The organism is Streptococcus sp. HMSC062B01 (genome assembly GCF_001811085.1).
Classification (GTDB): Bacteria; Bacillota; Bacilli; order Lactobacillales; family Streptococcaceae; genus Streptococcus; species Streptococcus gordonii.
This window is the reverse complement of record NZ_KZ672806.1, coordinates 145,191-167,788: the sequence shown is the minus strand read 5'-3', so window position 1 is coordinate 167,788 and position 22,598 is coordinate 145,191. Positions and strand designations below refer to the sequence as shown.

21 protein-coding genes are annotated in these 22,598 nt (G+C 42.5%); 20 read left to right on the top strand and 1 reads right to left on the bottom strand.

The genetic code is table 11. From position 1 onward, the window contains the following. Positions 1-16: 16 nt before the first annotated feature. From pyk to HMPREF2780_RS09610, 3 genes are all read left to right on the top strand, one after another. Complete coding sequence (gene pyk / locus HMPREF2780_RS09620; protein ID WP_045635229.1) at positions 17-1,522, top strand: pyruvate kinase; 1,506 nt, start codon at positions 17-19, stop codon at positions 1,520-1,522. Positions 1,523-1,611: 89 nt separating this feature from the next. After that, the gene (lepB, locus tag HMPREF2780_RS09615) at positions 1,612-2,169 is read left to right on the top strand and encodes a signal peptidase I (RefSeq protein WP_045635230.1); all 558 of its coding nucleotides are present in this window, start codon (positions 1,612-1,614) and stop codon (positions 2,167-2,169) included. Between the two features lie 335 nt (positions 2,170-2,504). Beyond that, on the top strand, positions 2,505-3,839 hold the full coding sequence (locus HMPREF2780_RS09610; protein ID WP_045635231.1) for an Nramp family divalent metal transporter: 1,335 nt from the start codon (positions 2,505-2,507) through the stop codon (positions 3,837-3,839). Positions 3,840-4,160: 321 nt separating this feature from the next. Here the strand turns inward: HMPREF2780_RS09610 and HMPREF2780_RS09605 are convergent, their stop codons facing one another. Beyond that, positions 4,161-5,348 carry a cation diffusion facilitator family transporter gene (locus HMPREF2780_RS09605; RefSeq protein WP_045635232.1) on the bottom strand — a complete coding sequence of 396 codons (1,188 nt, stop codon included), beginning with the start codon at positions 5,346-5,348 and terminating at the stop codon, positions 4,161-4,163. Positions 5,349-5,536: 188 nt separating this feature from the next. Between HMPREF2780_RS09605 and pcrA the strand changes: the two genes are divergently transcribed. The 17 genes from pcrA to HMPREF2780_RS09520 all read left to right on the top strand — a co-directional run bounded on the left by pcrA (position 5,537) and on the right by HMPREF2780_RS09520 (position 22,596). After that, positions 5,537-7,825 carry a DNA helicase PcrA gene (gene pcrA, locus HMPREF2780_RS09600; RefSeq protein ID WP_061595940.1) on the top strand — a complete coding sequence of 763 codons (2,289 nt, stop codon included), beginning with the start codon at positions 5,537-5,539 and terminating at the stop codon, positions 7,823-7,825. Next, positions 7,822-8,220, top strand: a complete 399-nt coding sequence (locus HMPREF2780_RS09595; RefSeq protein ID WP_061595939.1) for an NUDIX domain-containing protein — start codon at positions 7,822-7,824, stop codon at positions 8,218-8,220. The genes pcrA and HMPREF2780_RS09595 overlap by 4 nt, the downstream gene beginning before the upstream one ends. A gap of 98 nt (positions 8,221-8,318) precedes the next feature. Next, on the top strand, positions 8,319-9,599 hold the full coding sequence (locus HMPREF2780_RS09590) for an O-acetylhomoserine aminocarboxypropyltransferase/cysteine synthase family protein (protein ID WP_061595938.1): 1,281 nt from the start codon (positions 8,319-8,321) through the stop codon (positions 9,597-9,599). 36 nt (positions 9,600-9,635) lie between these two features. Further along, positions 9,636-10,055: a GNAT family N-acetyltransferase gene (locus tag HMPREF2780_RS09585; RefSeq protein ID WP_045635236.1), complete on the top strand. Its 420-nt coding sequence runs from the start codon at positions 9,636-9,638 to the stop codon at positions 10,053-10,055. 328 nt (positions 10,056-10,383) lie between these two features. Next, on the top strand, positions 10,384-10,995 hold the full coding sequence (locus HMPREF2780_RS09580; RefSeq protein ID WP_061595937.1) for a TetR/AcrR family transcriptional regulator: 612 nt from the start codon (positions 10,384-10,386) through the stop codon (positions 10,993-10,995). A gap of 18 nt (positions 10,996-11,013) precedes the next feature. Further along, positions 11,014-12,780 carry an ABC transporter ATP-binding protein gene (locus HMPREF2780_RS09575; protein WP_061595936.1) on the top strand — a complete coding sequence of 589 codons (1,767 nt, stop codon included), beginning with the start codon at positions 11,014-11,016 and terminating at the stop codon, positions 12,778-12,780. Then, positions 12,773-14,512, top strand: coding sequence for an ABC transporter ATP-binding protein (locus HMPREF2780_RS09570; RefSeq protein WP_061595935.1), 1,740 nt, complete (start codon positions 12,773-12,775; stop codon positions 14,510-14,512). Before HMPREF2780_RS09575 ends, HMPREF2780_RS09570 begins: the two co-directional genes overlap by 8 nt. Before the next feature lie 141 nt (positions 14,513-14,653). Next, positions 14,654-15,784 (top strand): radical SAM family heme chaperone HemW, encoded by a 1,131-nt coding sequence (gene hemW / locus HMPREF2780_RS09565; RefSeq protein ID WP_048775733.1) that lies wholly within the window; start codon positions 14,654-14,656, stop codon positions 15,782-15,784. A gap of 3 nt (positions 15,785-15,787) precedes the next feature. Next, positions 15,788-16,537 (top strand): acyl-[acyl-carrier-protein] thioesterase, encoded by a 750-nt coding sequence (locus tag HMPREF2780_RS09560; RefSeq protein WP_020992609.1) that lies wholly within the window; start codon positions 15,788-15,790, stop codon positions 16,535-16,537. A gap of 2 nt (positions 16,538-16,539) precedes the next feature. Continuing rightward, positions 16,540-17,310 (top strand): TIGR01457 family HAD-type hydrolase, encoded by a 771-nt coding sequence (locus tag HMPREF2780_RS09555; protein WP_012000712.1) that lies wholly within the window; start codon positions 16,540-16,542, stop codon positions 17,308-17,310. Further along, on the top strand, positions 17,303-17,923 hold the full coding sequence (locus HMPREF2780_RS09550) for a TIGR01906 family membrane protein (RefSeq protein WP_061595934.1): 621 nt from the start codon (positions 17,303-17,305) through the stop codon (positions 17,921-17,923). The genes HMPREF2780_RS09555 and HMPREF2780_RS09550 overlap by 8 nt, the downstream gene beginning before the upstream one ends. A gap of 23 nt (positions 17,924-17,946) precedes the next feature. Further along, entirely contained in the window at positions 17,947-18,903 is a 957-nt protein-coding gene (locus HMPREF2780_RS09545) for a CPBP family intramembrane glutamic endopeptidase (protein ID WP_053794551.1), read from the top strand. 106 nt (positions 18,904-19,009) lie between these two features. Next, a complete protein-coding gene (locus tag HMPREF2780_RS09540; RefSeq protein WP_053794552.1) occupies positions 19,010-19,699 on the top strand; it encodes a hypothetical protein in 690 nt (229 codons plus the stop codon). A 121-nt stretch (positions 19,700-19,820) separates the two neighbouring features. Next, on the top strand, positions 19,821-20,093 hold the full coding sequence (rpsP, locus tag HMPREF2780_RS09535; protein WP_008809260.1) for a 30S ribosomal protein S16: 273 nt from the start codon (positions 19,821-19,823) through the stop codon (positions 20,091-20,093). Positions 20,094-20,111: 18 nt separating this feature from the next. After that, complete coding sequence (locus HMPREF2780_RS09530; protein ID WP_008809259.1) at positions 20,112-20,351, top strand: KH domain-containing protein; 240 nt, start codon at positions 20,112-20,114, stop codon at positions 20,349-20,351. A gap of 347 nt (positions 20,352-20,698) precedes the next feature. Continuing rightward, positions 20,699-21,250 (top strand): putative immunity protein, encoded by a 552-nt coding sequence (locus HMPREF2780_RS09525; protein ID WP_012000708.1) that lies wholly within the window; start codon positions 20,699-20,701, stop codon positions 21,248-21,250. Further along, positions 21,247-22,596, top strand: coding sequence for a TrkH family potassium uptake protein (locus HMPREF2780_RS09520; RefSeq protein ID WP_061595933.1), 1,350 nt, complete (start codon positions 21,247-21,249; stop codon positions 22,594-22,596). The genes HMPREF2780_RS09525 and HMPREF2780_RS09520 overlap by 4 nt, the downstream gene beginning before the upstream one ends. Positions 22,597-22,598: the final 2 nt, after the last annotated feature.

Below are 22,598 nucleotides of genomic sequence, written 5' to 3'. Positions count from 1 at the left end.
GGAGTTTCATAAGATCATGAACAAACGCGTAAAAATTGTTGCAACATTAGGTCCTGCGGTTGAAATCCGTGGTGGTAAAAAATTCGGTGAAGACGGATACTGGGGTGAAAAACTTGACGTTGAAGCTTCAGCTCAAAATATTGCTAAATTGATTGAAGCAGGAGCAAACACTTTCCGTTTCAACTTCTCACACGGTGACCACCAAGAACAAGGTGAGCGTATGGCGACTGTTAAACTTGCTGAAGAAATTGCTGGACAAAAAGTTGGTTTCCTTCTTGACACAAAAGGACCTGAAATCCGTACAGAATTGTTTGAAGGTGACGCAAAAGAATATTCATACAAAACTGGTGAAAAAATCCGTGTTGCAACTAAACAAGGAATCAAATCAACTCGCGAAGTGATTGCTTTGAACGTTGCTGGTGCCCTTGACATCTACGATGATGTTGAAGTTGGTCACCAAGTTTTGGTTGACGATGGTAAACTTGGTCTTCGTGTTTTCGCAAAAGACGATGCAACTCGTGAATTTGAAGTAGTCGTTGAAAATGACGGTATCATTGCTAAGCAGAAAGGTGTAAACATCCCAAACACTAAAATTCCTTTCCCAGCACTTGCTGAGCGCGACAATGCTGATATCCGCTTCGGTCTTGAGCAAGGAATCAACTTCATCGCGATTTCATTCGTACGTACTGCAAAAGACGTCGACGAAGTTCGTGCAATCTGTGAAGAAACTGGTAATGGTCACGTTCAATTGTTCGCTAAAATCGAAAACCAACAAGGTATCGACAACTTGGATGAAATCATTGAAGCGGCTGACGGTATCATGATTGCTCGTGGTGACATGGGTATTGAAGTACCATTTGAAATGGTTCCAGTTTACCAAAAAATGATCATCACTAAAGTGAATGCTGCAGGTAAAGTTGTTATCACAGCTACAAACATGCTTGAAACAATGACTGAAAAACCACGTGCAACTCGTTCAGAAGTTTCAGACGTATTTAACGCTGTTATCGACGGAACTGATGCAACAATGCTTTCAGGTGAGTCTGCAAATGGTAAATACCCACTTGAGTCAGTAACTACAATGGCTACAATCGACAAGAACGCTCAAACTCTTCTTAACGAATACGGACGTTTGAACTCAGATTCATTTGAACGTAACTCTAAAACAGAAGTTATGGCTTCAGCAGTTAAAGATGCTACCAACTCAATGGATATCAAATTGGTTGTAACACTTACTAAGACTGGACACACAGCCCGCTTGATCTCTAAATACCGTCCAAATGCTGATATCTTGGCGTTGACATTTGACGAATTAACAGAGCGTGGATTGATGTTGAACTGGGGTGTTATCCCGATGTTGACAGACACTCCATCATCAACTGATGACATGTTTGAAATTGCTGAACGTAAAGCAGTTGAAGCAGGTCTTGTACAATCTGGTGATGATATCGTTATCGTTGCTGGTGTACCAGTTGGAGAAGCTGTTCGTACAAACACAATGCGTATCCGCACAGTTCGCTAAACATATATATAAAACCAATGATTCTCTTGTAATCATTGGCTTTTTTTATTCTGTAAAAAATGGTATAATAGGGTGAAAAAGGAGAGATGATGGTTAAGAGAGATTTGATTCGTAATTTGCTGATCCTTGTGATAGCAATTTTCATTTTTGTTGCCTTGCGTCTATTAGTTTTTACTCCCTATACTATAAAATCACAAGATTCAAATCACTATCTTGCTGAGAATGATTTTGTATTAGCGATTAGAGGAGAAAAGATTCAGAGGGAAGATTTTGTTCTTTACGAAGTAGATGGTAAGGAATATGTAGGACGAGTGATTGCCAAAGGAAATGATGCATTCATCTATATGGATGATGTCTTATATCTGAACAATAAGATTAAAACTGAGAATTACTTATCTAGTTTAAAGGAAAAATACCTGGCAACACCTGGTAACTCAGGTTATTTTACGCATGACTTTAGCTTGCAGACGCTGACTGATTCAAAAACTCGTAAGATTCCGAAGGATTCCTACTTGATATTAAATGATAATCGGCAGAATACAAGAGATAGTCGAGAGTTTGGTTTAATTACTAGCAAGCAGATTCAGGGAGTCATTTCATTCAGAATTTCCCCATTAAAGAAGTTTGGTTTTATTGAGAATAAGTAGAAAACAAAAAAGAAGAGGCCTAGGCCTCTTCTTTCAGAATTCTGCTTTGTTCGCTTCTTGCATTTAATTATAGATTTGAAGGGATTAATAATTAAGGTTTTTAAAAATTGGAATCTTTTTGTCCCAAACTCTTTTTTGGAGATAAGGGACTATTGTCCCAGACTCTTTTACAATACTGATATTGCCTATTTAACTATCATTTCTTTTATTAGGAATCATTCTAAAATGTGATATAATAAGGGTGAATTGGAAATAGGTAAACTATTTTCATCATTCTTTCAAAAAATATTATATTAAGAAATATGTAAAGACAAGATTAGAAAGTGAATATTCCTATGTCTTCTTACAAAAAGGTCTCCCTTTCTGAGATCAATCAATCTATTGAAACTCCGAATAACAATCATTTTTGGCAAAATCTAAAAGCATTTTTAGGGCCTGGAGCTCTTGTAGCGGTTGGTTATATGGATCCAGGAAACTGGATCACCAGCGTGGTTGGTGGCGCCTCCTACAAGTACAGCCTTTTATTTGTTATTTTAATTTCATCCATCATTGCTATGCAGTTACAACAGATGGCTGGAAAGCTCGGTATCGTGACTAGGATGGACCTAGCGCAGGCAACAGCTCATCATGCTCCCAAGTGGCTTCGCTATAGTTTATGGGTGATTTTAGAATTAGCTTTAATGGCGACAGATTTGGCTGAAGTTTTAGGTTCAGCAATTGCCTTAAATCTTTTGTTTAAAATACCGATTATGATTGCTATTCTTCTAACCGTTTTAGATGTATTTTTGTTACTTTTATTGATGAAATTTGGTTTCAAAAAAATTGAAGCCATTGTTACGACCCTTATTTTAACCATATTAGCCATCTTTGCCTATCTTGTGGCCTTATCCAATCCAAGTATCCAGGGGATTATTGGTGGTTATTTACCAACTTCAACTTTATTTGAAACACCGTTACCAGGTCATGAAAGTCAATTGACCTTGGCTCTAGGGATTGTAGGTGCGACAGTCATGCCTCATAATCTCTATCTCCATTCCTCCCTATCCCAAACAAGGAAAATCAATCACAAAGATAAGAAGGATGTTCGGAAAGCAGTGCGCTTTATGACCTGGGATTCAAATCTTCAGTTGTCCTTAGCCTTTGTTGTCAATTCCTTGCTTCTTATTTTAGGGGCATCTCTCTTTTTTGGTCATGCATCTGAAATTTCGGCCTTTTCTCAAATGTACAATGCTTTACAGGATTCGACAATAGCAGGAGCGATAGCTAGCTCAACTCTGTCAACTTTATTTGCTCTGGCCCTCTTAGCAAGTGGACAGAATTCTACCATTACAGGCACTTTGACAGGTCAGATTGTTATGGAAGGTTTCTTGCATCTGAAATTACCTCAGTGGATTATCCGTATCGGGACACGTATTTTTGCCTTGCTCCCTGTGATTATAGTCGCCGTCTTGTTTGGACATCAAGAAAAAACCTTGGATCAGTTATTGGTCTATTCGCAGGTCTTTCTTTCAATCGCTCTTCCATTCTCAATTTTCCCCCTAATTTATTTGACATCTAAGAAGTCACTGATGGGAGAATTTACCAATGCCAAGTGGAATACAATCCTAGGTTACGCAGTTTCAATCATCTTGACCATTCTCAATATCAAGCTTCTTTTCGATATTTTTTAAACTTGTTTAAATCAGGTCTCGGCATCAGCTTGAGGATTGATAAAGAAATAATAGTAGTGGTTGGTTCATGAAAATTAAAAACAAAAAAGAACAGCTGAAACTGTTCTCAGATCGAAGACAAACGTCATTTTTGGCGTTTGTCTTTTTATCTTTTCAAAAATATTTTGTTCCATCATCTCCTAATCTATCCCAAAATCTGAATTTGAGAAAAATAAAAAGGGATACAGATTGAAGAGGCCTAAGTCTCTTCTTTTTTGGGTATTTAGATCTTATTCAAACCAATCTGAGTTAAAGCCTAGGATTATGTCACTTAGGAAATCTTTAATCTCCTTTTCTGGTTTCTTGGTGGAAGATATTTTGCCAGTTTTCGTGACGTCGCCAGATGCTTGTGTGAAGAACGTCATCAATTTGATAACGGATAAGCTTGGTTTTGTGGCTGATAGAAATCAGTTCAAAATTTTTGAACTTTTTTTCTGAGGATTTTTCAGCCTGAAATTCAGCCTTATTTAGCTGACGGCCATCTTGGGAAATGTAGAAGAATTCTTCAGAAAGTAAATTGTCTAACTGACTTCCTTGGTCAACTAGTTGTTCACGCATTAGGAGTTTTTTATAGACATTATCGAGTATTTCATCTTCTGGTATGGGAGCGGGTTCAATGTGAATATCAATGTCAAAAATCCCAAAGCGTTCCATTAACATCTCTTCAACTTGATCAGCAATTTCGTGACTCTCATAGACGGAAAGGTCCGGATTCATTTCAAGAATAATATCTAGATAGATATTGCTTCCATAAGTGCGGCCTCGCTGGGACTTAACTTGTGTGATTTTAGGAATTTCAAGGATGGCTTGCTTATAATCTTGCAAGAGGCTTTCATCGAATCCATCAGAAAGACTGAAGGAGGATTCCATAAAAATATCATAAGCAGTTTTTAAGATGAAGAAAGTAATAATAATGGCTACCAGCTGGTCAACTAGGGGATAGTTCAAGGCGCTCGCTATAATAGCAATTGAAGTACCAAGGGAAGTGATAGCATCTGATAAATTGTCTTTAGCCGCTGCTTCTAGGGCTTTAGAGTTGGCTCTTTTTGCAAGTTTTTTATTAAAGAGATAAACCCCAGTCATGATGATGGCTGAGATAAAACCTACGATTGCACCTAGAGGATCGATGGCTGTGACTTGTTTGGAAATAATCTTTTGAACGGTTTCGAATAAGACGTCCAGTCCAACAAAAAACATGATGAGGGAAGTGATTAAACTAGCCAGGTCTTCAATCTTCCAGTGACCAAACTTATGGTCCATATCAGCTGGTTTTCGAGCCATTCGCAGACCAATAAGAACTGCAATATTAGCGACGATGTCGGAAATGTTATTGAAACCATCAGCAGTCAAACTAGAAGAGTGTAGCATAGAGCCTGCAATCAACTTGGTAGTAGAAAGAAGGATATAGGTCACAATAGCTAGCAAGGCACCCTGCTCTGCCAGTTTGAGATTTTTTGAGGGATTGTTCATGCTTACTCCTTTCAGATAGTACATTATAGCGTTTTTTTGACTTTTTTTCAAATAATCATTGGTATATAAAGAGCTAGGAGATTGTTGTAAATTTCTTGCTTTTTATCTTTTGATTCTGTTGACTCGGTACACCCTTTGAAGGTATTTTTTGGTATAATAATAACATTGACTTTGAAAGAGGAAGAAAAATGCATCCTTTATTAAACGGTATGAATGACCGTCAGGCTGAGGCGGTTCAAACAACAGAAGGGCCTTTACTGATAATGGCGGGAGCTGGTTCTGGTAAGACCCGTGTCCTGACCCACCGCATCGCCTATTTGATTGATGAAAAGATGGTCAATCCTTGGAATATCCTCGCCATTACCTTTACCAATAAGGCGGCGCGGGAGATGAGAGAAAGGGCTGAAAAACTTAAAATGGAGGCCCAAGATTGCTTAATCGCTACCTTCCACTCCATGTGTGTACGCATCCTACGGCGAGAAGCAGACCATATTGGCTACAACCGCAACTTCACCATCGTTGATCCGGGCGAACAGCGGACTCTGATGAAGCGGATTCTCAAAAATCTCAATCTAGATCCCAAAAAGTGGAATGAGCGTGCCATTCTGGGGACTATTTCCAATGCTAAAAATGACCTGATTGATGAGGTAGCCTATGCGAATCTAGCTGGTGATATGTATACAGAGATTGTGGCTAAGTGTTACACGATCTATCAAAAGGAATTACGCCAGTCTGAGGCCATGGACTTTGACGACTTAATCATGCTGACCTTGCGGCTTTTTGATCAAAATCCTGACGTCCTGACCTACTATCAGCAACGTTACCAGTACATTCATGTGGATGAATATCAGGATACCAACCATGCCCAGTACCAGCTGGTCAAGCTCTTGGCTTCCCGCTTTAAGAATATCTGTGTGGTCGGAGACGCTGACCAGTCTATCTACGGCTGGCGGGGAGCCGATATGCAGAATATCCTGGACTTTGAAAAGGATTATCCAGAAGCTAAGGTAGTCCTGCTTGAGGAAAACTATCGCTCGACTAAGACCATTCTTCAGGCGGCTAATGAAGTCATCCGAAACAACCGCAACCGTCGTCCTAAAAATCTCTGGACTCAAAATGAAGACGGTGAGGAAATTGTCTACTATCGGGCTAATGACGAGCAGGACGAAGCTCTCTTTGTCGCTCGGACTATTGATCAGCTGAGCCGAGAAGGTTACAGTCATAAGGATTTTGCAGTTCTTTACCGGACCAATGCCCAGTCACGGACGGTGGAAGAAGCCCTGCTCAAGTCCAATATTCCCTATACCATGGTCGGTGGAACCAAGTTCTACAGCCGTAAGGAAATCCGCGATGTTATTTCTTATCTCAATCTCATCGCAAATCCTAGCGATAATATCAGCTATGAGCGCGTGGTCAATGAGCCTAAGCGTGGTGTTGGACCAGGAACGGTGGAGAAAATTCGAGATTTTGCGTCCAGTCAGGAAATCTCTTTACTGGATGCATCGGCCAATATCCTGCTGTCGCCAGTCAAGGGTAAGGCTGCTCAGGCGGTCTATAATTTTGCCAATATGCTTCTGGATTTACGGGAGCACTTGGATGATTATACAGTGACGGAGCTGGTAGAGGCTGTATTGGAAAAGACAGGTTATGCAGCAGCCTTGGTAGCCCAAGCGACCTTGGAGAGCCAAGCTCGGATTGAAAATATCGAAGAATTCCTGTCTGTAACTAAGAACTTTGATGAAAGTCCAGATAATTCTAGTGATGAGTCTGGCCTTGATAAGCTTAGCCGTTTTCTCAATGACTTAGCCTTGATTGCAGATACAGATGACGGAGATACGGTGAGTTCCGAAGTGACTCTGATGACCTTCCACGCAGCCAAGGGATTGGAATTTCCAGTCGTCTTTCTGATTGGTATGGAGGAAAATGTCTTCCCTCTAAGTCGGGCTTCTGAAGATGAGGATGAGTTGGAAGAGGAACGGCGCCTAGCTTACGTTGGCATCACCCGAGCAGAGAAGATTCTCTATCTGACCAATGCCAATTCCCGTATGCTTTATGGTAAAACCAACTATAATCAACCTAGTCGCTTCTTGAGAGAAATCAGCTCAGACCTGCTAGACTATCAGGGACTAGCTAGGCCAGCAAACAGCTCCTTTAAGGTCAGTTATACCAATAGCGATACTAGCAAATTCGGTCAGGGCATGAGTCTGGCACAGGCCCTGCAAGAGCGGAAGCGTCAAGCGGCACCAAGTTCCATTTCTACAGGCAGTCTGCCTTTTGGAAAGAGCAGTCAGAACCAGCCATCTAAGCCAGGCGTTACTTGGGCTATCGGAGATATTGCCCATCATAAGAAATGGGGCGATGGGACAGTTCTGGCAGTCTCTGGCAGCGGCAACAGTCAAGAGCTTAAGATTAATTTCCCAGAAGTCGGTCTGAAGAAAGTGCTGGCCAGCATAGCACCGATTGAGAAAAAATCATGATGAGACAGTCGATTGAAGCCTGGATCTATCATCCAGAGGATAGGGAAATCTTGCTCTTGAAAGTGGAGGATGAGCCAGTTTCCTTTTGGCAGCCCATTACTGGTGGGATTGAGAGCGGTGAGAGTACAGAAGAAGCCTGCCTTCGGGAAATAAAAGAGGAGATCGGCTTGCTCTTAGCTTGTTCAAACCTGACGGGTCTTGGAGATTTTACGGTAAAGATTGATGAAAATCTGTCCATCCATAAAAATCTCTTTCTAGTTCTGACTGAACAGAAGGACATCCAGATTTCTGATGAGCATGTGGGAGCTCAGTGGATAGCTTTAGAAAAAGTTTCGTCGCAGTTGTACTGGCCCAGCAATCAGGCGACTTTTGATATTATAATCGAGAAGCTATAAGATATAGCTTCTCTTTATTTCTTTTGATAAGGAAATTCTATTAGTCAAGCGGGGCGTTTAGTGGTAGACTTATCACATAACTATAGTGAGGTGACCTTATGACACGTGAATTTAAATTTGAAACCCTGCAGCTTCATGCCGGACAGACAGTGGACCCGACAACTAAGTCGCGCGCTCTGCCTATTTACCAGACAACTTCCTATGTGTTTGACGATACTCAGGAGGGTGAAGATCTTTTTGCCCTACGCAAGCCTGGCAATATCTACACTCGGATTACCAATCCGACATTGTCTGCTTTTGAGGAGCGGATTGCGGCTTTGGAGGGTGGAGTCGGAGCTCTAGCAACAGCTTCTGGTATGGCGGCTGTTACCTACACCATTCTAGCTTTGGCCCATGCTGGCGACCATGTAGTGGCAGCCTCCACCATCTACGGTGGCACCTTTAATCTGCTCAAGGAAACCCTGCCTCGCTATGGCATTACCACGACTTTTGTCGATATTGAAAATCTAGCTGAAGTAGAAGCAGCTATTCAGGACAATACCAAGTTGGTTCTGATTGAAAGCTTGGGCAATCCGCTGATTAATATCCCGGATTTTGATGCTTTGGCAGAGTTGGTCCATTCCCACAAGATTCCGCTGATTTCCGACAATACCTTTGCTACACCATATCTGATCAATGTCTTTTCTCACGGAGTGGACATTGCAGTCCATTCTGCGACCAAGTTTATCGGTGGTCACGGAACCAGCATTGGCGGTGTGATTGTGGACAGCGGTCGTTTTGACTGGGAAGCTTCTGGCAAGTTTCCGCAGTTCGTGGACCCGGACCCGAGCTATCATGATATCAGTTATACGCGCGATGTCGGAGCAGCAGCCTTTGTTACTGCTGTGCGGACCCAGCTCTTGCGCGATACGGGCGCAGCCATGTCTCCCTTCAATGCCTTTCTCTTCCTGCAGGGGTTGGAAACTCTCTCTTTGCGTGTAGAGCGCCATGTGTCCAATGCTGAGAAGATTGTGGAATTCTTAGCAGGGCATCCTAAGGTCGAGCAGGTCAATTATCCCAAACTTGCTGACAGTCCATATCATGCTTTGGCAGAAAAATATTTCCCTAAAGGCGTGGGCTCTATCTTCACCTTTAATGTCAAAGGCGGAGAGAAAGAAGCTCGTAAGGTTATTGACAGCCTAGAGATTTTCTCTGACTTGGCCAATGTAGCAGATGCTAAGTCCTTGGTTGTCCATCCAGCTACGACAACTCACGGTCAGATGTCGCCAGATGCTCAGCTGGCAGCAGGCATTACACCAAATCAAATCCGTCTCTCTATCGGCTTGGAAAATGTGGATGACTTGATTGAAGATCTCAAGCTAGCCTTGGAACAATTATAAGATTAGAGAAATTATAGTTTGAAGGAGGTGTTTGGTGTGATCCGTTATGTTTGCAATCCACAGCTAGATTTTGCAGCAGTGCTAGATCTCTATGCTTCGGTTAGTTGGAGCAATTACACCAATCATCCTCGGCGGTTAGAGCAAGCCTTCCATCAGTCCTTGTTTGTAATGGCAGCCTATGATGACGATGAAGAGTTGGTTGGTTTGATCCGAGCGGTTGGGGATGGACTAACCATTGTCTTTATTCAGGATTTGCTGGTGTGTCCACACTATCAGCGTCAGGGGATTGGCCGGAGTCTTCTTGAGCAGACGCTGGTACGATTTAAGGATGTTTACCAAATCCAGCTGGCAACGGAGCAGTCAGACAAAAATCTAGCTTTTTATAGAGAGCTCGGCTTTCGCCGACAGGAAGATTTCGACTGTACTGGCATGATTTATGCACCTAATAAAAAATGAAATTCTAGAGAGAGTGGGACAGAAATCGGTAATTCGTTAGAATTCGATTTCGTCGTCCCACCTCCGCACAGTTGAGTAGGGCTGTAAAAGCTGATGGAATCAGCGTAGTAGAGCCCACTCAACCACTGCGTCTTGCTCGACAATCCAAAGACAATTTAGAGGCTAGGACTTTTGTCTCAGCCTCTTTTGTCATGTTTACAAGAGGAAAAGGAATAGTACTGGACCGACAAAAATATTTCTCGGTCTCTTTTGTTTTTCCTTGACAGTTAAATTGTCAGAATTTATAATAAAAGAAGAAAGGTGATAACGGTGTTATCGAATTAAAATCATGAAAAAAGAAACAGATGAGTTAAACGAAAAAATCTTGGAAAGCGCAAGGAGTGAGTTCTTGACTTATGGCTATCAGGATGCTTCACTTCGGAGAATTTGTCGCGCTGCTGGCTTGACGACTGGTGCTCTTTATAAGCGCTATGAGGGTAAGGACAGTCTCTTTACTTCCCTGCTTGAGCCTACTCTGATAGCCTTAGATCAGTATGGGCAAGAGCAGAAGCGACGTGACTATGCTTTCCTAGAAGAGGGACACCTATCTGACATGTGGGTACATCGCTTAGAGGATCTCCAGTCCCTGATGCGGATTCTCTATGAGCATAAGGATATTATGCAGCTCTTGCTCTTTAAATCTCAGGGATCTTCGCAAGCGGACTTCAGGAAGCGTCTGCCTCATTTGGCTGCAGACGAGACTTATCGCTATTTGGAGCTGGCTTACAAAGAGGGAAAGATCAGCCATTTGGTCAAACACGAGTTTCTGCGATCGTGCATGACAGCTTATTACACAGCTGTATTTGAGCCTTTGGCTCAAGACTGGCCCCAAGAGCAGGCGCTGGAATTTTGCCATTCCATCATGGACTTGTTTGACTGGGGAGGTTTGCTAGGTTTTTGATAGAAAGAAGGAAATTCTATGAAGAAAAAATCTGTCCTTACTTGGATCTGGGACTTTGTTTCCCTTCATAAGATATATTTTGTACTCAGTCTGATCTTTGCCTTTGCCTCTGTGCTTTCAGGATTTCTGCCTTATTTCTTTATTGGTGGAATGATTAATCAGCTCTTGGCTGGCAATAAAAACTGGGATTTTTACCTGCAGCAGTCGGCTTGGGCAGGTATGGCCTGGATTGGCTACTGGGGATTTCACGGTATCTCCACCATGCTGTCGCATACGGCTACTTTTAAGATTTTAGCGGAAATGCGGCACCGCCTGACAGACAAGCTGGCTGGGCTACCTTTAGGTACAGTGCTTAGTCAGTCATCAGGCAGTTATAAAAACATTATCGTTGAGCGGGTGGATGCGACCGAAACGACCTTAGCTCACCTGATTCCAGAGTTTACTGCTGGGATTTTTGGTCCGATTATTGTCCTTATTGCCATGCTGGTTATCGATTGGCGGCTGACCTTACTGTCCCTCCTAACTATTCCCATTGTGGCGCTGGCCTATGTTCGGATGGCTGCCAATAGCGAAGCGGACTATCAAAATACTCTGGTCAAGACCAAAAAGCTCAATGATACAGCGGTGGAATACATCAATGGGATTGAGGTCATCAAGGTTTTTGGCAAGGAAAAATTTTCTTACGATAAGTTTGTGACGGCTGCTAGAGAAGGAGCAGACTGCTTTATTGAGTGGATGCGCAAGTTCAATCTGGAGATGGGCATTGTGACTGCTTTTCTGCCATCAGGCTTGCTCTTTCTACTGCCGGCTGGCTGTTATTTCTATCTGCAAGGCAGTTTGAGTGCCGGCAATTTCATTCTAATGATTATTCTTTCGCTCAGTCTTCTGACTCCACTGATTTTAGTGGCTAGTTACATGGACGATTTACGGAAAATCGGGACTATTTTTGGCCAAGTCATTGATATTTTGGAAAAGCCTGATTTGAAAAGGCCTCAGGAGCTGCGAGAACTTCCAAAAGGAAGGGATCTGGTCATGACGGATGTCAGCTTTGGCTATACAGATGAAGAGGAAGTACTGCACGACATTTCGCTAGATATTAAGGCTGGCAGCATCAATGCTTTAGTTGGGCCATCAGGCTCAGGTAAGTCTACAATTGCTAAGCTTCTGGCTTCTTTCTGGGATGTCAGTTCTGGTCAGATTACCTATGGTGGCTTGGATATTCGCCAGCTTCCGCTAGACTATTACAGTCGGCAGATTGCTTACGTGACCCAGGATAACTATCTCTTTGATGAGACTATTATGGAAAATATCCGAATGGGAAATCCAGCAGCATCTGACGAAGAGGTCATCGAAATTGCCCGTCGCTGCGGCTGTTATGACTTTATCATGAACTTAGAAAACGGCTTTGAAACTCAAGTAGGCTCTGGCGGCGGTCATCTATCTGGCGGGGAGCGTCAGCGGATTGCCATCGCCCGTGCCATGCTTAAGGATGCGCCGATTCTTATCTTGGATGAAGCGACTGCTTATACAGATCCGGAAAATGAAGCACGGATTCAGTCCAGTCTAGCTCGTTTGATTGAGGGACGGACCTTGATTGTCATTGCCCACAGGCTGTCTACGATTATGAGTGCAGACCAGATAGTCCTGGTCAATGATGGTCGGATTGAAGCTAGAGGTCGGCATGAAGAATTGCTGACAGCAAGTCCGCTTTATGCTTCCATGTGGCAGGCCCATATAGCTACTAGGGATAGTGATGAGATGGAAGGAGGGCTGACTCATGCTTAATATACTGAAGAAATTCTTTGATTTCTGTACGGCAGAAGATCGTAAGAAATTTTATCAATCTATTTATCTGGGTATCATCAAGTCCTTTATTATCGCTCTACGTATTCCAGCAATCGGCCTAGTTGTTATGGGACTGATTGAGAAGAATCTCTCTATGCAGACCTTCTGGCTGGCTCTGGGTATCATGTTGGTATCCACTGTGCTAAACGTCTGGATTACACTGAAAATCACCATGCTGCAGACGGAAGCGGGCTATCATACCTGTGCTCAGAAGCGGATTGAAATTGCCGAGCACATGCGCTATCTGCCCATGGGTTACTTTAATCAAAATAGCTTGGGCAAGATTACCAGTGTTACGACTAATACGCTGGAAGGGTTGTCTGATGTAGCTACGCGAGTGGTTATGATGACTGTGCAGGGATTTCTGACGACTGGCCTCATCACTATTTTGGTCTTTCTCTATGACTGGCGGGTTGGACTGATTCTCTTGGTGGGTCTCGTCCTCTTTCTCCTACCAAATACTCTCATGCGTTGGCAAGTTGGCAAGGTTTCTGATGACAAGTATCAGGCGGATATGGACCTGGTAGCTGTTGTTTTGGAGTACAGCCAAGGGATTGCTGAGGTTAAGAACTACAATCTGGTCAACCGTTCTGCCAAGAAGCTGTCCAAGGCTATTGAAGGCAAAAGTCAGCTAGATACCAAAATGACACTCGTGACCTCACCTTACATTGCCCTCCAGGGCATGGTGACCAAGCTGACCGGTCTCTTTATGGGGCTTTTCTCGATCTACTTTTATCTCAATGGCAGTATGGAGCTGCTGGTAACCATTATGATGATTGTCAGTGGTTTTATGATTTATGAAAATCTAGACGGCGTTGGGTCTTTCTCTTCTCTCCTGCGTATTGTTGATTTGTCGGTTGATATGGTCAATCAAGTCTTGGCTATCCAGCCGATGGACATTAGTGGTCAGGATATTGAGCCTAAGAGCAGTCGGATTGAGCTGAGAGACGTTAGCTTCTCTTATGGGAATAAGAAAATCATTGACCAGGTTTCCCTCACCATTCCTGAAAAAACAACAACTGCTCTGGTCGGACCATCTGGATCAGGCAAAACAACGCTCTGCAACCTCATCGCCCGCTTCTGGGATGTGGATCAGGGAAGTATCAGTCTGGACGGGCATGATGTCAGGGATTACAGCTATGACAGCCTGATTCGTAATTTCAGCTTTGTCTTCCAAAGTGTCTATCTCTTTGAGGATACCATTGCCAATAACATTCGTTTTGGCAAGCCGGAGGCCAGTCAGGAAGAAGTGATAGAGGCTGCCAAGAAAGCGGCCTGTCATGACTTTATCCTCTCACTGCCTGATGGCTATGATACCAAGATAGGTGAAGGAGGTGCTAGTCTTTCTGGAGGTGAGCGCCAGCGCATTTCCATCGCTCGGGCTATTATCAAGGATGCACCTATTATCATTCTGGATGAAGCAACAGCCAATGTTGACCCAGAAAACGAAGAAGCCCTCATGCAGGCTATTCAGGCTCTGACTCGTGATAAGACCATTATCATGATTGCCCACCGACTCAAGACGGTTGAGCATGCAGATCAGATTTTGGTGCTGGATCAAGGCCGTATTGTCGAGCAAGGCAAACACCAAGACTTACTGGCCAAACAAGGTATCTACAGCAAATTTATCCAAGAAAGAAAAACAGCCGCCAGCTGGCGGATAAATACGTAAAGTTAAAGAAATATCTTAGCTAACAAGAAATTCACATCGTAATAAGAAAAGTAGCAAGCTATTTGTTTGCTACTTTTCTAATACCAAATATAAGATAACTTTCTCACTTGACTGTCTATAATATATGGTATAATAAGTACTATGCAAACCAAACCAACCTCTGCTTATGTACACATTCCTTTTTGTACTCAGATTTGTTATTACTGCGATTTTTCCAAGGTTTTTATCAAAAATCAGCCAGTAGATAGTTATCTGGAGCATTTGATTGAGGAGTATGATTCTTACGACATCAAAAAGCTCCGTACCCTCTATATCGGTGGCGGAACTCCGACCGCTCTATCTGCTCCTCAATTGGCTTTTTTACTGGAAAGGCTGACGGATAAGCTTGACTTGTCTTATCTAGAAGAGCTGACTATTGAAGCCAATCCTGGGGACTTGGATCAGGAGAAGATTGCTGTACTTAAAGACTCGCCTGTCAATCGGGTTTCGTTGGGCGTACAGACCTTCAATGACCGCATGCTCAAGCAGATTGGCCGCAGTCACTCGGAAAGGGACATCTATGAGAATATTGTCAATCTCAAAAAAGCTGGTTTTGACAATATCTCGATCGATTTGATTTATGCCCTGCCCAAGCAGACTATGGAAGATGTGAAAATCAATGTTGCCAAGGCTATTGCCTTGGACATTCCCCACATGAGTTTGTACAGCTTGATTCTGGAAAATCATACGGTTTTTATGAATCGGATGCGGCGTGGGAAGTTGCCTCTGCCCAAGGAAGACTTGGAAGCGGAGATGTTTGACTACATTATATCTGAGCTGGAAAAGGCTGGTTTTGATCATTATGAGATTTCTAATTTTTCCAAACCAGGCTTTGAGAGCCGCCACAACCTCATGTACTGGGACAATGCGGAATATTATGGTATTGGAGCGGGAGCGTCTGGCTATGTCGATGGTGTTCGCTATAAAAACCACGGGCCAATTCGTCATTATCTGCAGGCGGTGGAAGCGGGCAATCCCCGTGTGCAGGAAGAAGTGCTGACACTGAATGAAAAGATGGAAGAAGAGATGTTTCTCGGACTGCGTAAGAAGTCGGGGGTATCTAAAAAGCGCTTTGAGGAAAAATTCGGTCTCTCCTTTGAAGATCAGTACGGAGCTGTTGTGGCTGAACTGACTGAGCAGGGCTTGCTAGTGCCTGACAGAGACATCGTTCGTATGACCAAGAAAGGTCTCTTTTTGGGAGATACGGTTGCTGAGAAATTTATATTGGAGTAAATCATGGGCTTAACTTATCAAATGAAAATGAAAATTCCTTTTGATATGGCAGATATGAATGGCCATATCAAGCTTCCAGATGTCATCCTGCTGTCCTTGCAGGTATCGGGGATGCAGTCAATCGAGCTTGGCGTCAGTGACAAGGATATGCTGGATCAGTATAACCTAGTTTGGATTATCACGGATTACGATATCGATGTAACACGTCTGCCACGATTTGCAGAGGAAATTACCATCGAGACTGAAGCCCTGAGCTACAACCGGCTCTTTTGCTACCGTCGCTTTACGATTTTTGGTGAAGCAGGTGAGGCCATTATCCAGATGATGGCGACCTTTGTCCTTATGGATCGAGATAGCCGCAAGGTTCACGCAGTTGAGCCAGAGATTGTTGCTCCTTATCAGTCTGATTTTTCCAAGAAATTACTGCGCGGTCCCAAGTATCCAGCTTTGGAGAATCCTGTCAGCAAGGACTACCATGTGCGCTTTTACGACTTGGATATGAATGGGCATGTCAATAATAGCAAGTATCTGGACTGGATCTTTGAGGTTATGGGAGCGGACTTCCTTATGAAGTATATTCCTAAGAAAATCAATCTCAAGTATGTCAAGGAAGTTCGACCGGGTGGTATGATTGCTTCTAGCTATGACCTAGAGGGTCTACAAAGTAATCACCAGATTTCCAGTGACGGCGAGGTCAATGCCCAGGCTTTGGTGACATGGCAGGAGTTTAAACAAGAGAATGAGGAAGAGTAGAAATGACTTATAAAGGATATTTGATTGATTTAGACGGGACGATTTATAAGGGCAAGAGCAGAATTCCGGCTGGCGAAGCTTTTGTGCATGAGTTGCAGAAACGCGGTATTCCCTATCTTTTTGTGACCAATAATACTACACGCACGCCAGAAATGGTTCAAACCATGTTAGCTGAGAATTTTAACATTGAGACGCCACTTGATACCATTTACACAGCAACTTTAGCTACTATTGATTACATGCAGGAGAAAAATCTGGGCAAGAAAGTCTATGTTATCGGAGATGTCGGGCTTAAACATGCCATTGAAGAAGCTGGCTATATAGAAGATACAGAAAATCCTGACTATGTAGTAGTGGGGTTGGATTGGGAAGTGGACTATGAGAAGCTAACAATAGCAACTTTAGCCATTCAAAAGGGTGCTCACTTTATCGGGACCAATCCAGATCTCAATATTCCGACTGAACGAGGTCTGCAGCCGGGAGCGGGTGCTATCAATGCTCTCTTGGAAGCTGCCACTCGGGTTGAGCCAACCTTTATCGGCAAGCCTAATGCTATCATTATGGAAAAAGCCATAGAGCATCTGGGACTGGCGCGTGAAGAAGTGGTCATGGTGGGTGATAACTATCTGACAGATATTCGAGCGGGAATCGATAACGGCATTCCGACCCTCTTAGTTACAACAGGATTTACCCTGCCTGAAGAGGTACCAAATCTGCCGATCCAACCGACACATGTCTTGTCTAGCCTAGCGGAGTGGGACTTCGATGCGTGATAAGGTAAGATTTTCAGCCAGCGTCTTGTGCTTGATGGCAACAGCTATCATGTTAACCATTTATCTGGCTTGGCTCTTATACCCAATAGAGATTTCTTATTTCAACCTGCCAGATAAAGTATATTTAAAATCAGAGACCATTCAGTATAATTTTAATATTTTGATGAATTACCTGACCAATCCTTTTAGTCAAAAATTGGCGATGCCGGATTTCCGTTCGTCGGCAGCTGGTCTGTATCATTTTCAGGCAGTCAAATATCTTTTTCACTTGGCGCAAGCTATTTTTCTAATAACTCTGCCTGCTTTGTTTTTCTTTATCAAAAAAGTAGTCAAAAAGGGATTTTTAGGTCTCTACAGACGGGCTTTTCTAATGATTAGTCTTTTGCCACTTGTTCTAACAGGACTGATCTTCATGATTGGTTTTAACAATTTTTTTACGCTCTTTCATCAAGTTCTTTTTGTTGGTGATAGCACCTGGTTGTTTGATCCTGCCAAGGATCCAGTCATTTGGATTCTACCTGAAGAATTTTTCATGCACGCTTTTATTCTTTTTGCTTTGCTTTATGAGGGAATTTTTTCAACCTTGTATTTCCTGAGCAGAAAGATTAAATGACTAACTTAATTAAGGAAATATTTATGACAAGTAAAACGAATCAAGAAATCCGCAAGGATGTTTCTCGATTTTCAGGATTGTGTCTCTTGTATACTTTAGCCATGTCTGCAGTAGTAACTATTTATTCGATTGTGACCCTGCTAATTTTTATTTACCAGCATGGTGGGGGCGATTTGCAAGCTGCAAAGGAAGCTGCATCACAATTTCTAGCAAATGATGGGGGTATGTATCTTTTTGCTGTACCTGTTGGCCTCTTGATTTTCTGGTTATATCGTAAGAAGCAACTTTTTAGCACTGATCTTAGACATAAAAAAAGAGCAATAACACCAAAAGCTTTTCTTATTCTGACTAGCTTGCTTTTACTAGCCCAGACTTTTTTTAACTTGTTTAGTCAGTTCTTTGAATCCTTTTTGAATATTTTTGGTCTCTCAATAATGTCTTCAGTTGAGGCTGCTTCCGCAGATTCGACAACCTGGACGATGTTTTTATACAGTGCTATTGTCGGTCCTATATCGGAAGAGCTGATTTTCCGAGTTGCAGGACTAAGGACATTTGAAAAATACGGGAAAGTATTTGCTATCAGTTTCTCTTCCCTTTTATTTGGAATTTTTCATGGGAATTTGCCTCAGATCATTTTCGCTACCTTTGTTGGTTTCATTTTCTCTTACATCACTCTGGAATACTCAGTATTTTGGGCAATTGGACTTCACATTTTCAACAATCTTGTTCTTGGGGATGGCTTAGCATTGCTTTATAGCTACTTACCGGGAGTTTTAGTTGGACTTGTGCATGTTATCTTACTCTATGGTGGGAGCGGTCTAGCCCTTTATTTTCTATACAGTCTTCGCAAAGAGATTTCTGTCTATATCAAGACAAATAAACCTGAGAGAGGAAGCTTTCGTTCAGCTTTTATGGCTGTCTGGTTTTGGCTCTTTACGATTTTCATGATTGGAAATGCGATATATATGCTATTTCTTTAATAGTCTGAGAAGACCTTCTGGAAAATCCAAGTCCTGACAATTTTATGGTCTGAGTTCTTGCATAGGAGCGAGTTGGAGATTCATCGTAGATTCAAAGGAGTTAAAAATGAATGATAGAGTAACTGTACTCCTAAAAGCAATTTTGATTGCTTTTGCGGCTTTTCTAACTATTTCACTTTTGATACTTTTTTCAACTTTTAATCCCTTAACTTTTAATCTTTTTAAGGCATCCCCTAGCGATATAAGGGAAGGTAATACAAAAATCGAAAAAATTTTCACTTCTCTAGATTTGAAGCCGGAAAAAGTTGAATCTGATGGAAGCTATCATTATGAAGGTGGAGGACTTACATTTACTGTTCATTTTTCAGAAGAAATGATTCAGAGTCACCCTGTTCTAAAAGAAAGTCCCAAACGGACAAACAACCGAATTGAGGTATATGTTGTACAGCTAGAGGATATTTCTTATGCTGAGGTCGGGGAAAATTTATTAAATACTGGTTTATATCAGTTTTTAGAAGAAAAAAGTTGGGATTACTATAGAGAAATTGGGAAAGATCAGTCTGTAAATTACTCAATTCTACAATGGAACAATCAGGAAAGACTAAAAAAAGGGATTAAATATTATGAGAAGGCTTTGACCTTGGTTGATATTCAGGATAATTCAGCCATAAGGCACATCGATACGATCACTGTAAAACACGGTAAAGAATCTCAAATGAAACAATTGATTCGTGAAATGGATCAAGCAGGCTTATTAATTCAAACATCCGAAAAGAATGGCGAAATTTCTCGGTAAAAAAAATAAATCCTGTCAAGTTTTTTTCTTGACACCTTCATAAAACTATGGTAAGATAATTTCTGTCAGTAAATAGCTTTGTTATTTACTAAAATATAAAACAGAAAAGAGAAATTTAAAAATGGCAGTTAAAATCCGTTTGACTCGTATGGGTTCTAAAAAGAAACCTTACTACCGTATCAACGTAGCAGACTCACGTTCACCACGTGATGGTCGTTTCATCGAAACAGTTGGTACTTACAACCCACTTGTTGCTGAAAACCAAGTGACTTTGAAAGAAGACCGTGTACTTGCATGGTTGGAAAATGGTGCGCAACCATCTGATACAGTTCGCAACATCCTTTCAAAAGAAGGCGTATTGAAGAAATTCCACGATTCAAAATACTCTAAATAATAGAATTGTAGGTTGACTATGGACACGATTGAAAATCTAATTATTGCAATAGTGAAACCTTTGATTTCACAACCAGATGCCTTAACTATCCGAATCGAAGATACTCCAGAGTTTATGGAATATCATCTCGATCTTGATCAAACTGACGTTGGACGTGTTATCGGTCGTAAAGGTCGTACTATCTCTGCCATAAGAACGATTGTCTACTCTGTCCCAACCGAAGATAAAAAAGTTCGCATCGTCATTGATGAGAAATAAGAAGTAGCGGGACCATGTGTCCCGTTTTTTCTATTTCTCTTAGCGAACTGAGTGCCTAGCACGCAAGTGAGGTTAGAGAAATAGATGCAGTTCGAGCTCCGCGAGAACTACGCTCCTTATTATCATTAATGAACCAAGCTGTTAGGCGTAGTTGAATTTAGGGCCATTGATGCAGTTTGAGCTTCGCGAGAACTACGTTCCTTAATTTTCTTGCCGAAACAAGTTATTAGGCGCAGTTGAGTTTAGGACCATTGATACAGTTCGAGCTCTCCGAGAACTGGGTACTCCATTTAAGAGAAGAACGAAATGCAGGGGCGAGTTTAGAAAAATTCGAAACTGGAGGACATATGAAGCCAGAAGATTATGCTTGGAACGCTCATGAGCGTACGTGTTATGAGAATAGCCAAGTGATTTTACCGAGTCCTTACAAGCTGAAAATCCTAGATGATGGTGAGAAGAGATTGGAATTGGAGCTTGTCTTGGAACAGCTTCCTCAGGGGCAACTGGCTCGATGGGCTATGAAAATGGCGTCAAGCTTTATACCTCTGATTGATGCGGAAGATGAGTCTGAAAAGCAGAAGATTTTGACTCAGGTAAGTGAGGTTTTTAAAGCTCGACTTGATGGGAGGGCATCTGCCTATGAACTAAGGACGGCTGGTTTCTTGGCTAACAAACTGTCGCAGCAAGCCCAATCACAAATCGGTAAATATGCTGCGCGTGTCTTTGCCCAAGCAGTCGCAACAGGCCACATGCGGGGCCATGCTATTGTCGCAGCGGATTATGCTATCAAAGTCAGAAACTTGCAGAGTCCGGATGATTTGCAACTGGCTGCCAAGGAAAGAGAAGGGCAGATAGAGCTAGCCTCTGCTTTTATTAGATCAGGAAAGGAAACTTTATGAAGCATTTATTTTCACGCTTATCACCAGCGCAAAAGATTATCTTGTCTTTTCTTCTGGTGATATTCTGTGGCTCCTTGCTACTCAGTCTGCCTTGGGTGCAGACGGCTAGTTCCCAAGCAGGCTATCTGGATCATCTTTTTACTGTTGTCTCGATGGTCTGTGTGACAGGGCTTTTTACTCGATCGGTCGTGGATACATACAATGTCTGGGGCCAGCTCCTTTGTATGTTGCTGATTCAGATTGGTGGTTTGGGCATCCTGACTTTTATCGGATTTTTCACCATGGAAAGTCGGAAAAAGCTCAGCCTCAAGGATCGTCGTATTCTGCGGGATAGTTTTAGTTATGGTCACAATCGTACCTTAGGTCAATTTGTCCGTTCGATTTTTATCACGACTTTTACTATCGAAGGACTGGGTGCGCTCCTTCTCATGATTCGCTTCATTCCCAAGTTTGGTCTGAGAAAAGGGATTTTTAATTCTATCTTTTTAGCTGTTTCTGCATTTTGTAATGCGGGCTTTGATAATTTTGGTAATGATAGCCTACTAGGCTTGCAGACAGATGTTTTGGTCAATATCACCTTGGCTCTCCTCATCATTACTGGAGGACTGGGCTTTATGGTCTGGTTTGACTTGGCGACTAAATTGGGAGGAAAACAGAAGGGGCTGCACTTTCATACTAAGGTAGTCTTGCTGCTGACTGCTGGTCTCCTCGTTTTTGGGACGGTCACGAGTCTCTGGACGGAGTACAATAATCCTGGAACGATTGGCAATCTTTCCTTTGGCAATAAGCTACTGGTTAGCTTTTTCCAGACAGTCAGTATGAGGACAGCTGGGTTTGCTTCCATAGATTATACGGCTGCTCGTCCGGTAACACTGTTTATCTATCTGCTTCAGATGTTTCTAGGAGGGGCTCCGGGTGGTACAGCGGGCGGTCTGAAAATTACGACCTTCTTAGTTCTTTTGCTTTTTGCCCGAAAGGAAATTCTGGGCTTGCCTCATACCAATATGGGGCGGAGAACGCTGTCTCCTCAGCTAGTGCAGAAGGCTTTTGGTGTGACAGTGATTTTTCAGCTGACATTTCTGCTCGGACTTTTAGCACTGGGGCTAGTGACCGATAGTAGTCATCGCTTTATTTACCTGATATTTGAGACTGTGTCGGCATTGGCTACAGTTGGTGTCACGGCAAATATCACTACCAGCCTCAATACAGCTGGTATGATTGTGATTATGTTGCTAATGTTTATTGGACGGGTGGGGCCGCTGACGCTTATGGTCAGTCTTAACCATTATCAACCGAAGAATGCTGCAACCTTGCATTACAGCAAGGCGGACATTATGATTGGATAGGA

Coding starts and splice junctions, on each gene's coding strand:
- pyk (WP_045635229.1), top strand. CDS start 17: ATGAACAAACGCGTAAAAATTGTTGCAACATTAGGTCCTGCGGTTGAA.
- lepB (WP_045635230.1), top strand. CDS start 1,612: ATGGTTAAGAGAGATTTGATTCGTAATTTGCTGATCCTTGTGATAGCA.
- HMPREF2780_RS09610 (WP_045635231.1), top strand. CDS start 2,505: ATGTCTTCTTACAAAAAGGTCTCCCTTTCTGAGATCAATCAATCTATT.
- HMPREF2780_RS09605 (WP_045635232.1), bottom strand. CDS start 5,348: ATGAACAATCCCTCAAAAAATCTCAAACTGGCAGAGCAGGGTGCCTTG.
- pcrA (WP_061595940.1), top strand. CDS start 5,537: ATGCATCCTTTATTAAACGGTATGAATGACCGTCAGGCTGAGGCGGTT.
- HMPREF2780_RS09595 (WP_061595939.1), top strand. CDS start 7,822: ATGATGAGACAGTCGATTGAAGCCTGGATCTATCATCCAGAGGATAGG.
- HMPREF2780_RS09590 (WP_061595938.1), top strand. CDS start 8,319: ATGACACGTGAATTTAAATTTGAAACCCTGCAGCTTCATGCCGGACAG.
- HMPREF2780_RS09580 (WP_061595937.1), top strand. CDS start 10,384: ATGAAAAAAGAAACAGATGAGTTAAACGAAAAAATCTTGGAAAGCGCA.
- HMPREF2780_RS09575 (WP_061595936.1), top strand. CDS start 11,014: ATGAAGAAAAAATCTGTCCTTACTTGGATCTGGGACTTTGTTTCCCTT.
- HMPREF2780_RS09570 (WP_061595935.1), top strand. CDS start 12,773: ATGCTTAATATACTGAAGAAATTCTTTGATTTCTGTACGGCAGAAGAT.
- hemW (WP_048775733.1), top strand. CDS start 14,654: ATGCAAACCAAACCAACCTCTGCTTATGTACACATTCCTTTTTGTACT.
- HMPREF2780_RS09560 (WP_020992609.1), top strand. CDS start 15,788: ATGGGCTTAACTTATCAAATGAAAATGAAAATTCCTTTTGATATGGCA.
- HMPREF2780_RS09555 (WP_012000712.1), top strand. CDS start 16,540: ATGACTTATAAAGGATATTTGATTGATTTAGACGGGACGATTTATAAG.
- HMPREF2780_RS09550 (WP_061595934.1), top strand. CDS start 17,303: ATGCGTGATAAGGTAAGATTTTCAGCCAGCGTCTTGTGCTTGATGGCA.
- HMPREF2780_RS09545 (WP_053794551.1), top strand. CDS start 17,947: ATGACAAGTAAAACGAATCAAGAAATCCGCAAGGATGTTTCTCGATTT.
- HMPREF2780_RS09540 (WP_053794552.1), top strand. CDS start 19,010: ATGAATGATAGAGTAACTGTACTCCTAAAAGCAATTTTGATTGCTTTT.
- rpsP (WP_008809260.1), top strand. CDS start 19,821: ATGGCAGTTAAAATCCGTTTGACTCGTATGGGTTCTAAAAAGAAACCT.
- HMPREF2780_RS09530 (WP_008809259.1), top strand. CDS start 20,112: ATGGACACGATTGAAAATCTAATTATTGCAATAGTGAAACCTTTGATT.
- HMPREF2780_RS09525 (WP_012000708.1), top strand. CDS start 20,699: ATGAAGCCAGAAGATTATGCTTGGAACGCTCATGAGCGTACGTGTTAT.
- HMPREF2780_RS09520 (WP_061595933.1), top strand. CDS start 21,247: ATGAAGCATTTATTTTCACGCTTATCACCAGCGCAAAAGATTATCTTG.